Here is a 10175-nt window from a genome sequence, read left to right as displayed (position 1 = left end):
CGGTGTTTGACGGCAACCGCGGCGATTACACGATCACCCGGAGCTCGGCGACGGATGTGACGGTGACGGGGGCCGACGGCACCGACAGCCTGATCTCGGTCGAGTATTTCCAGTTCGACGACGAGACCGCGAACATCTGGCAATTCGCGATCGCCTAAGGCGGCGATCGCATTGATAACAAACACCCCCCCCGGCCCGCGTCATGCGGGTCGGGGGTTCGGGGTGGCAAGAGTACGGCTGGTCTTTGGCCTGCGGTGGGTTTTCAGTTGCAATTCCATCCGAAAACAGTAACCACAATCGCAATCGCTATATCGTTCAGAAGAGCTATTCGTCTTGAAAATTCTTGTAGTATTTGGAACTCGTCCCGAAGCCATCAAAATGGCGCCGGTCGTGCACCGTCTGAAAGAAACCCCCGGCCTGGAAACACATGTATGCGTCACCGCGCAGCATCGTGAAATGCTGGATCAGGTGCTCAATCTTTTTGATATCCAACCCGATTTCGATCTGAACATTATGAAGCCGGGTCAGGACCTGACGGATATCACCGCCAACATCATCCTGGCGCTGCGCGACATCCTGAAAGACGGCGGTTATGATCGACTGTTGGTGCATGGGGATACCACCACCACCATGGCCGCCTCGCTGGCGGCCTTTTACGCACAGGTCACCGTGGGCCATGTTGAGGCGGGGTTGCGCACTGGCAATATCTACGCCCCCTGGCCCGAAGAGATGAACCGTTCTCTGGTCGGGCGCATCGCCCAGATCCACTGGGCGCCGACCGAAACCGCGCGTCAGGCGCTGTTGGCGGAAAACGTGCCGGACGATCAGATCCTGGTCACCGGAAACACGGTCATCGATGCATTGCAGGACGTTGTCGCACGTTTTGAAAATGACGAAACGCTGAATGCCCAGATGCAGGCCCGGTTCCCCTTCCTCGATGCAGACAAGCGGATGATCCTGGTCACCGGCCACCGGCGCGAGAACTTTGGGACCGGGTTTGAAAACATCTGCCGTGCGCTGAAGGAAATCAGCGAAGAGAGCGATGCCCAGATCGTGTATCCGGTGCACCTGAATCCGAACGTGCAGGCCCCGGTCAAACGTGTGTTGGGCGATGCGGGTGACGTGCATCTGATCGACCCGCAGGATTACCAACCCTTTGTCTGGCTGATGAGCCGGGCCCACATCATCATCACCGACTCCGGCGGGGTACAGGAAGAAGCCCCGAGCCTGGGCAAACCGGTGCTGGTGATGCGCGAAACCACCGAACGTCCCGAGGCCGTTGATGCCGGCACCGTGCGCCTGGTGGGGACCGACCCCGAAAAGATTAAATCCGAAGCCCTGCGCCTGCTGGAAGATGATACCGCCTATGCCGAGATGGCCCGGGCCCTGAACCCCTATGGCGATGGTAAGGCGGCTCTGCGGATTGCAGAAATGCTCGCCGCTCAGAATTGATCCACAACACTTGAGGAACTAATTAGATGTTTGAACGCATTTCCATGATCGGATTGGGCTATATCGGCCTGCCGACCGCCGCTCTGTTTGCCGCGCACGGCAACCGTGTGATCGGCGTTGACGTGACCCCCCATGTGGTTGACACGATCAATGCCGGCAAAATCCACATCGTCGAGCCTGAGCTGGATGGGATCGTGCACAAGGCCGTGGCTGATGGCATGCTGCATGCCACGCTGGAAGCAGAGCCGGCAGACGCCTTCATCATTGCGGTTCCGACCCCCTTCAAGGGCGACTATCAGCCCGATCTGAGCTATATTCAGTCTGCTGCCAACATGATCGCGCCGGTGCTGAAAAAGGGCAATCTGGTGATCCTGGAAAGCACGTCGCCCATTGGGGCCACCCAGCAGATGGCCGAATGGCTGGCCGAAGCGCGCCCGGATCTGAGCTTTCCGCAGAGCGCCGGAGATGACGCCGACATCCAGGTTGCCCATTGTCCCGAGCGGGTCCTGCCCGGCCATGTGGTGCGCGAACTGGTGGAAAACGACCGCATCATCGGCGGTATGAGCGCCAAGGCCACCGAAATGGCCACCGCCATGTACAAGCTGGTGGTTCAGGGCGATTGTATCGCGACCGACGCCAAGACCGCCGAGATGTGCAAGCTGGTGGAAAACAGCTCGCGCGATGTACAGATCGCCTTTGCCAACGAGCTCAGCATCATCTGCGACAAGTTCGACATCAATGTCTGGGAACTGATCAGCCTGGCCAATCGCCACCCCCGGGTGAACATCCTGCAGCCCGGCGCCGGTGTCGGCGGCCACTGCATCGCGGTGGACCCTTGGTTCATCGTTGCGTCGGCCCCCGAAGAAGCCAAGCTGATCCATGCCGCTCGTCTGGGCAATGACGCCAAGCCCGACTGGGTGCTGGCCAAGGGCAAATCTGCGGTCATGGACGTTCTGTCGGACAATCCATCCCGGTCGATGTCCGACATCAAGGTCGCGTGCCTGGGTCTGGCGTTCAAACCTGATATCGACGATCTGCGCGAAAGCCCGGCGTTGGAAATCACCCGCAACTTTGGCGAGGTGGGTTGTCAGGTTCTGGCAGTCGAGCCCAATATTGACGCTCTGCCGGCCAAGCTGGATGGTCTGCCGATTACTTTGACACCTCTGGATCAAGCCCTGGAAGAGGCTGATGTGATCTGTGTTCTGGTCAAACATTCCGCCTTTGAAGATCTGCACAAGATATTGCCCGAAGGCACAGCATTGGTGGATGTTGTCGGCCTCTGAGCGGCGACACTCAAAACCTGACAAAAAGAGCCCCCGGTCGCTATGCGCCGGGGGCTTTTTTTGTTTCGGGACCTGGGTCTTAGAACCGCCGGGCCAGATCAGCCACCTCTGCAGGCAGGGGCGGCCAATCATCATCCCCGTGATCTTCGCCACAGGCCTCGCGCATGGCATGTATCCAGTTCAGCCCCAACCGATAAACGGCCATCTGCTCGGGGCTCAGCACGCCTGCTGCTGCGGCGGCGGCCAGATTGATCTGTGCGGTGGCGTCAATCACCGCGTAGATCTGGTCGCGGCACGCCTGTTTGCGTTGCATATGGCGGGCTTCGGCGACTTTGGTTGTGCGTGCTTCAGCGGTGATCACCTGTGAAAAATCAATCTGACTCATGCCTGTTCCTCTGCAATTTCAGTGGGTTCAAGGTCAAAGGGCGGCACGGGAACCTCACCGTCTGTGGTCTCGACCGGGATTGGAAACAGGGTTTCAGCAGGTGCTTTGGCCCCATGGGGCAACATCACCGAAAGATGGAGTTGCCCTTGCAGGCGCTCAACGTCCCCGGCAATCCAGTCATTGCTGATTGCACTGCGGGGCAGAATGGCCCCATCGGGCAGAGACGAGAAATCGAGGATATCCCCATTGAGGGTCAGCACGTCCCCGACACATGACATCTTGAGACGATCATCCCGACGGACAGGTACAAATGAAATACGCATGGGCAGTCTCCTCAGAACCAACGTCCGATCCATAGCTTGTCGCCGTCGATCTTGGTAATTGTGCCTGTGAATGCGGCGGCAGGTGTGGTGATTGCGGTATCGTCGTTGGTGCAGATCTGTGTCCCGTCAGCCCATCGCACATATTGGCCGCTGGCATTGCTGCCCTGTTCGACCACTGCGCCGGTCGGCACGCCGGCCAGCTGCGAGACCGGTCCAACCAACGAATTACTGTTATAGATCTCATACCAAGGCGACCAGTTGCCTCCGGAGTTGGCCCGCACCCGACGGAATTCCCGCAGCAGCGTTGGTGTGCTGCTGTGATAGCCATAGGTCGCGGTTTGCAGGACGGCGGCCCCAGTATAGATGGCCTGCGTTGTGACATATACAAACGCCCCATGCGGGGTCAGAGGCCAGGTCCCGGCGTTGGCATCCCTGATCAACCCGGCAAAGCCGGCATCGCAAGTATCGATGTTCGCGGTGGTCCCATTGGCTGAATAATAGCTTGTGTGATGGGACAGGGCCGCAGCATGGGCACCCTCGACCCGGACCAACCGCCCATCCGTGACATCGGTGGTTCCGGATTGAACGGCCGAGCCCGTTACGGGTGTGTCGATCTCCAGCTCGGCGGCGCTGAGCCGGACACGGGTGGTGCCATCGGGGGCCATCTCGATCTGCTGGCTGGTCGGATTGAGGCGCAGCATATCCTGCCAGTTGCTGCCATCTGCGCTGGTCTTGATGGCAAACGTCGTGTCACCAGCCAAACCCATCTCGGCATGGCCAGTCCAGTTCGATTGAAACAAGACGCTTGCGGTGTCACCGTCATCGGCCTTATTGATTTTGATCTGGTGTCCAGCCCCGGCATGGGAAAACAAGCTCGCGGGTGAGGCCACAGCCAGGCGGTTTGTGGCATCCGCCCCGGTGCCGATGCCCACCTCGCCCAGATTGTTCAGATCCGAGAGTTCGGGTTTCCACTCGGTGCCATCATGCACAAACGCCCGACCGCTGGACCGATCAAAGGCCCGCCACCCCTGGTGCGGGGTGACAAAAAGCCATGCATTGCCGGTCCAATAAGCCAATCTCCCCGCTTGTCCGGCCCAAGTCCCGGTGGGGGCGCTGCCAAGCGCGTGGGTTTCACCGGTCTCTGGCTCAGCGGGCGACGTTTGCGCGCCAACCTCCAGCACGACCAGCTGTGTCAGAATATCGAGACGTTGCAGCGCCTCGTTATGCGTTACATGTTTCTGAGCTTGCGAGGGCTGGATGTAGGGTAGATCCAACCGGGGTGATGAAGTCGCCATGAAGCTGCATCCCGTGATGATGACATTGACGAGAAATCTCACCGATACATGTCAAAATCTACCAAACGTACCGTCCTGCACTGGCGCAACACACGTTGATTTCAGAAGGGGGTCAAACACTTCTGCTGCGTCCGGGGCGCGACCCGGTCAACAGCTGACAAAGAGTTCCGCGCAGTGCGACCCATGCTGGAGTATGTCCCATTTTGTGCGCTCTTGCGTGACTCAAAGGTCCAGCAAGTTATTCAGGCGGAGAACGATATTTGAGGTTGTTTTCATGCAGTCGGATAGCTTTTTCCACATGTGTATAAAAGCTGAACGAGCCTCCCTCCAGCACAGCCCCCGAGTAGCAGATCTTACGTACATCAGACATGTTGTGCGAGACAAACAACGCACCGCTGTCCTTGAGCCGATCGAGCAGCATCTCCTCGCATTTTCGCTTGAAGGCCGCGTCACCCACAGCTGTCACCTCGTCGATCAGATAGGTGTCGAACTTGATCCCCATCGAGCAGGAAAACCCCAAACGAGAGCGCATCCCTGAGGAATAATTGCGCACCGGCTCGAAGAAGTGCTTTCCCAGCTCCGAAAAATCCTGGACGAAATCCAAAAGCTCCTGGGTATCCACGCCATAGACCCGAGCCAGGAAACGCGCATTTTGCGCTCCGCTCAGATCTCGGTGGAAACTGCCCTGAAACCCCACCGGCCAGGACACGCTGCCGGTGGTCACGATGCGCCCGGAATCCGGTTTCATGCTTCCTGCCAGCATCTGCATGAGTGTCGATTTTCCGGACCCATTGCGCCCGAGCAAGCCAACCGCCCGCCCCTTGGGTATTTCAAAGGATACATTGTTGGCCACCACCTTGTATCCCGTACCGACCCGAAAGGATTTGCAGACATTTTCCAGCCGGATCATGGATCACTTCCTGTCCTTGAGGCTGTAGATCACCAACATCAGAATGGACCAACTGCCAAACAGGATGAGCGACAGAACCGCCAGCAGGATTTCGCGCTGCGGATATTCCGGCGTCTCGGCCAAGGTCGGGTGCAGATATGCCGCCAGATACCGGCTTTGCCGCCGCGCCTCGGCAACGGCTGTGTCATAAGCAGACAAGGCCGAAATATAAGCCTGTTCGGCAAATTTCAGATCCACGGACAGGACTTCGAACTGGCCGACCAGATCGGCAAAAACCTTGACGTCATCATCGCCTGACACGCCCAGCTTGCGCCGCTCCTGGTCGATCCGCTTCTGGATCACCAACGTTTCGCGGCGGGTCTGTTCGATACGCGGGTCATTGGGGCGTACGGTTTGCGTCAGGATATCCAGTTCGATCAATGTTTCCGCCAGCTTCAACTGCAGAGAGCTGAGCAAACCCATTTGCCCTTGGATATCTGCACCGGGATCGACGATCTGAGTTTCATTGCGAAACAGGGTCATCGCCTGACGGGCCTCTTTCAGGCGCTGGATTGCCTGATCGAGCTCTTCACGGGCGTAGCGGGTCACATCCGTCCGTGCCACGGTGGACAGTTCGTTGATCATCGCGCTGGAGCGCTCCAACAAATCCTGTGCGATCCGCCGAGCATCCTGGGGGTCAAAGGCGCGGACCTCGACCTCGATCAATCCGGTGCCGGGGTCATAAATCACCCGCACCATGTCTTCCCAATAGTCCAGCAGATCCTCAAGCGAGCTGTCGGGCGCAAGCGTGAAATAAGGATCATCGGTCGGTTTCCCCCAGATCGTATGCAGATCCAGTGCCGTATCCACGGCCTCCACCAGTTCCTGGCTTTGGATGAACTTGTAAAGAATATCGGTATCCGACGATGACGATCCCGAGACATTGGTCAAACTGCCCAGGAACTCAAAAGCGGACCCGGTTTCCTCGCTGCGCACGGAAAACCCGACCCGCGAAGCATATTGATCGGCCGCACGGGTGTAGAGATACACACCAGCCAGCACGGTGGGCACGATTACACAGATCACAAAGGTGATGATCAGCATCCAGTGCCGGGGGCGCATGAACGCAGGGCGGACCGGGGGGGGGACGCTGTAGGCGGAGGGTAATTCGGACGGGGTCTCGGCCACAGTCAATCCATTCTTTTCAATATCTGTACAAGTCTTTACCCTAACTCCCGGACCGAGGCCAACTCAATTCAACACCCTTCTTTGAGCCATATATCACAAAGGATTGCGCGCCAGATGACATCTCCGACAGCGCCCCCACCAGGTCGGCGACGCTTCAAGACCTTTCGTGCCGTCTCGGCCCTGACCCTCCGGGAAATGGAAAGCACCTATGGCCAATCGCCCGGGGGCTATCTGTGGACCATATTGGAACCGGCGGCCGGGATCGCCCTGCTGAGCATCGTGTTCAGCCTGGTGTTGCGAAGCCCGGCCTTGGGGACCAATTTTGCCTATTTCTTTGCCACCGGCATCCTGCCGTTCATGCTTTATACTGGGGTCAGCGCCAAGATGGCGCAATCCATCCAGTTTTCCCGACCGCTTCTGGCCTATCCCGCGCTGACCTTTACCGATGCGCTGCTGGCCCGCTTCCTGCTCAATTCGGTGACACAGCTGCTGGTCATGTTGCTGGTGATCGTGGGCATCATCCTTTTCTACAACCTGCGCCCGATCATCGACTGGCCAAGCCTTTTCCTGGGCCTGGCCATGTTGCTGGCGCTCACCGCCTCTGTCGGGGTGATGAATTGTTATCTGACGTCCCGCTTTCCAATCTGGGGTCAGATCTGGGCCGTTCTGAACCGGCCCATGTTCATTCTGTCCGGTATCCTGTTCATTCCCGAAAACGTCCCGGCCCGGTTTCGGGACTGGTTCATGCTGAACCCGGTGGCTCATATTACCAGCCAAATCCGCAAAGGGTTCTTCGTCACGTATGATGCGGTCTACGTCCAGCCAGTCTATGTCTTCGTGATATCCTGTGTGCTGGGTATTTTCGGAATGCTGTTCCTGCTGAAAAACTATCAGTTCATTCTACAGCGATGATGTCACGACTGCTGCACCAGATCCGCGTTGTCCTTCGCTTTCTGACGCCAAACACACAGACCCGGCGCCATGTCCGGCTGCTGAAAGAAAGCGGCCTGTTTGATCGCGGCTTCTACATCCGCTCCAATCCCCGGCTGCGCAGACTGTTCCGCCTGGCACCAGAAAGACATTATGCTCTTTTCGGCGAACCAGCGGGCCTGTGCCCGAACCCGTCATTTTCCCCCCGGGCCTATCTCTACAACAATCCGGATCTGCAAGGAGGCGCCGCACGTCACCCGTTTCTGCATTACATTGAATGCGGACAGCACGAAGCCCGCACCGTGTTGGATACGGGGGCGGTGGCCGAGCTCCCCTTGCCGGTGATCCACCCGCCGTCCATGCATTCATCCCCCCCTGCGCCGGTGGCCGTGGCCCTGCATCTTTATTATCACGACATGTGGCCCGAATTTGCCACAGCACTCGAGCAGCAGAGCTTTGCCTTCGATCTCTATGTCACGGCAACCGGTGCCGAGGCCGAGGTCGCGCCCCTGCGCGCGCAGGTTCAAGCCCGGTTTCCCCAGGCCAGCGTCTGGGCCATGCCCAATCATGGGCGCGATATCTTTCCCTTTCTTCACCTCTTGTCGGCTGGCCTTTTTGCCCCCTACCGGGCCATCTGCAAGCTGCACAGCAAGAAATCTCCCCACCGCGCGGACGGCGCGGTTTGGCGGCAGAATCTGGTTGCCGGCGTGCTTGGCCCTCCTGACCGGACACAGACTCGGTTAGATGCCTTTCTGAACGATCCGCAGGCCGGGATCTGGGTTGCGGATGGCCAGCATTATCACGGAGAGGACTGGTGGGGCTGCAATCGCGACCTGACCCGGGACATCCTGGCGCGCGCGGGACTTGACCCGGCCACCGGGCCCCTGAATTTTCCGGCCGGGGCGATCTATTGGGTGAAACCCGCTGTTCTGGCCCAGCTTGCATCTCTGCGCCTGACGGCATCCGATTTCGAGCCCGAGCAGGCCCTGGTCGATGGCACCACCGCCCATGCGGTCGAGCGCACCCTTGGCTATCTGAGCCGGGCGGCCCAGATGGACATTCGCGAAAGCCATGACCTGGATGCCCCACATGTGGAGCGCAGCCCGTTTCAGAGAGCACGGATCAATTCATTGGATTAGAAGATGCATGTTTTAATACTCATAGACCAGTTTACCGCAGGCGGTCTGGAGACACACCTCCTCGGGAAGGTTGATGCATTGCGCCGTTTGGGCGCGCGGGTCACCTGTATGGGCGCACGCCTATCCGATATGGCCCCGCCAGACTTCCAGCGGCTGGATCTGGCCAAGGACATTCCGGCCAGCCGGTTTCTGGCTGAAGTGGCACGTTTAACAGCATTCTGCCAAACGGAGCAGGTCACTCACATTCACTGTCACTGCCCGTTTGTCGGGGTGCTGGGCGCCTGTGTGTCGGTGCGCTGTAATATCCCATATTTCCTGACGATTCACGGCATGTTCCAGGCAGCCCGAAAGGTGAACCAGACATTGGGGCTTCTTATTTCAAAGATGGTGTTCCCCTGCGCCGCAGCCGTGTACCCAGTCTCATCGGCGGCGCGCGATTGCATAGTGGCAACCCATGGTGTGCCGCAGCAGGATCAAACCGTCATGATGAATGCAGTCGGCAATTGGCAGCGGTCCCCACCCGCACCCCCGGACCATGGCAAATGGGCTTTTGTCGCCCGACATGAAAAGGAACATGTGGATGCCTTGCGGCATCTTGTGGCGGCTATGCCATCTCTGCCGATTTCCAGCTTGCATGTGTTTGGAGACGGGGCAGAGTCCGAACGCGCCAGAGCCATGACCGCCGACAACCCGGCTGTCGAATTTCACGGTTTTGTCGAGAATATCTCTGAACGGCTCGCGGAGTTTGATGGCATTGCCTGTCATGGGGAGCGCGTGTTTCTAGAAACAATGGCGGCGGGCCGCCCCTGCTTGATCTGTCATCGTGACGGGGTGATCGGGCTAAGCTCGCCCTCACTTATTGAGCGCACGCGCTTCAGCAATTTTACTGGTGAAGGGCAATCAAACATATCCGTTCAAGCACTACAGCGAGATTGGGAACGTTTGATCGGGCAAGACAACATAAGGGCCTGCCAAGATCTTCTCAGGCCCGACCATGATGCTGATCTGATATGGGCGCGTTATGTCAAAACAGCTCTGCACGGACACCTCCCACCAAAAGACAGATCAAGTCTCGAAGTTGCCCTGGCCGCGGCTCACAAGCTGGATGATGGGAATCTGATCTTTTGCCGTCCAGATTTCTTGGGGCATATGAAAGACATACTGCCCCCTTACAGCCAGATGGTATCTGCTCTCAACGATACCGGGTTTGTTTTGATGCGGTCCGAGATCACAACGCTACGGCGCAAACTGCGTGTGTTGAGACGTACGTCACTTCCGGCAAATTGATTGG

10 protein-coding genes are annotated in these 10175 nt (G+C 58.3%); 5 read left to right on the top strand and 5 right to left on the bottom strand.

What is annotated here, in order from left to right; genetic code table 11:
- The first annotated feature begins 333 nt into the window (after positions 1-333).
- Complete coding sequence (gene wecB / locus TRM7615_RS24285; protein ID WP_108792563.1) at positions 334-1452, top strand: non-hydrolyzing UDP-N-acetylglucosamine 2-epimerase; 1119 nt, start codon at positions 334-336, stop codon at positions 1450-1452.
- 26 nt (positions 1453-1478) lie between these two features.
- Positions 1479-2735 carry a UDP-N-acetyl-D-mannosamine dehydrogenase gene (gene wecC, locus TRM7615_RS24280; RefSeq protein WP_108792562.1) on the top strand — a complete coding sequence of 419 codons (1257 nt, stop codon included), beginning with the start codon at positions 1479-1481 and terminating at the stop codon, positions 2733-2735.
- Between the two features lie 79 nt (positions 2736-2814).
- On the opposite strand, the gene TRM7615_RS24275 is transcribed toward wecC, so the two are convergent.
- The 5 genes from TRM7615_RS24275 to TRM7615_RS24255 all read right to left on the bottom strand — a co-directional run bounded on the left by TRM7615_RS24275 (position 2815) and on the right by TRM7615_RS24255 (position 6815).
- The gene (locus TRM7615_RS24275) at positions 2815-3120 is read right to left on the bottom strand and encodes a hypothetical protein (RefSeq protein WP_108792561.1); all 306 of its coding nucleotides are present in this window, start codon (positions 3118-3120) and stop codon (positions 2815-2817) included.
- Positions 3117-3443, bottom strand: a complete 327-nt coding sequence (locus TRM7615_RS24270) for a hypothetical protein (protein WP_108792560.1) — start codon at positions 3441-3443, stop codon at positions 3117-3119. Before TRM7615_RS24270 ends, TRM7615_RS24275 begins: the two co-directional genes overlap by 4 nt.
- Before the next feature lie 11 nt (positions 3444-3454).
- Positions 3455-4738, bottom strand: a complete 1284-nt coding sequence (locus TRM7615_RS24265; protein WP_125133743.1) for a DUF2793 domain-containing protein — start codon at positions 4736-4738, stop codon at positions 3455-3457.
- 238 nt (positions 4739-4976) lie between these two features.
- Positions 4977-5648, bottom strand: coding sequence for an ABC transporter ATP-binding protein (locus TRM7615_RS24260; protein ID WP_108792558.1), 672 nt, complete (start codon positions 5646-5648; stop codon positions 4977-4979).
- 3 nt (positions 5649-5651) lie between these two features.
- A complete protein-coding gene (locus TRM7615_RS24255) occupies positions 5652-6815 on the bottom strand; it encodes a KpsE/RkpR family capsule polysaccharide export protein (RefSeq protein WP_235824206.1) in 1164 nt (387 codons plus the stop codon).
- A 114-nt stretch (positions 6816-6929) separates the two neighbouring features.
- Between TRM7615_RS24255 and TRM7615_RS24250 the strand changes: the two genes are divergently transcribed.
- From TRM7615_RS24250 to TRM7615_RS24240, 3 genes are read left to right on the top strand one after another with little or no spacing between them, the layout of a single operon-like run.
- Positions 6930-7727: an ABC transporter permease gene (locus TRM7615_RS24250; RefSeq protein WP_108792557.1), complete on the top strand. Its 798-nt coding sequence runs from the start codon at positions 6930-6932 to the stop codon at positions 7725-7727.
- Positions 7727-8884 (top strand): rhamnan synthesis F family protein, encoded by a 1158-nt coding sequence (locus tag TRM7615_RS24245; RefSeq protein WP_165821531.1) that lies wholly within the window; start codon positions 7727-7729, stop codon positions 8882-8884. The genes TRM7615_RS24250 and TRM7615_RS24245 overlap by 1 nt, the downstream gene beginning before the upstream one ends.
- Before the next feature lie 3 nt (positions 8885-8887).
- The gene (locus TRM7615_RS24240; protein WP_108792555.1) at positions 8888-10171 is read left to right on the top strand and encodes a glycosyltransferase family 4 protein; all 1284 of its coding nucleotides are present in this window, start codon (positions 8888-8890) and stop codon (positions 10169-10171) included.
- The last annotated feature ends 4 nt before the right edge of the window (positions 10172-10175 follow it).

The sequence above is a fragment of the Falsiruegeria mediterranea M17 genome (assembly GCF_900302455.1).
Classification (GTDB): Bacteria; Pseudomonadota; Alphaproteobacteria; order Rhodobacterales; family Rhodobacteraceae; genus Falsiruegeria; species Falsiruegeria mediterranea.
Note: the sequence above shows the minus strand (reverse complement) of the source record. Positions and strands in the feature narration are given on the sequence as shown.

Excerpts from the sequence above, each read along its gene's own strand:
- wecC (WP_108792562.1), top strand. The coding sequence starts at position 1,479 with ATGTTTGAACGCATTTCCATGATCGGATTGGGCTATATCGGCCTGCCG.
- TRM7615_RS24275 (WP_108792561.1), bottom strand. The coding sequence starts at position 3,120 with ATGAGTCAGATTGATTTTTCACAGGTGATCACCGCTGAAGCACGCACA.
- TRM7615_RS24270 (WP_108792560.1), bottom strand. The coding sequence starts at position 3,443 with ATGCGTATTTCATTTGTACCTGTCCGTCGGGATGATCGTCTCAAGATG.
- TRM7615_RS24265 (WP_125133743.1), bottom strand. The coding sequence starts at position 4,738 with ATGGCGACTTCATCACCCCGGTTGGATCTACCCTACATCCAGCCCTCG.
- TRM7615_RS24260 (WP_108792558.1), bottom strand. The coding sequence starts at position 5,648 with ATGATCCGGCTGGAAAATGTCTGCAAATCCTTTCGGGTCGGTACGGGA.
- TRM7615_RS24250 (WP_108792557.1), top strand. The coding sequence starts at position 6,930 with ATGACATCTCCGACAGCGCCCCCACCAGGTCGGCGACGCTTCAAGACC.
- TRM7615_RS24245 (WP_165821531.1), top strand. The coding sequence starts at position 7,727 with ATGTCACGACTGCTGCACCAGATCCGCGTTGTCCTTCGCTTTCTGACG.
- TRM7615_RS24240 (WP_108792555.1), top strand. The coding sequence starts at position 8,888 with ATGCATGTTTTAATACTCATAGACCAGTTTACCGCAGGCGGTCTGGAG.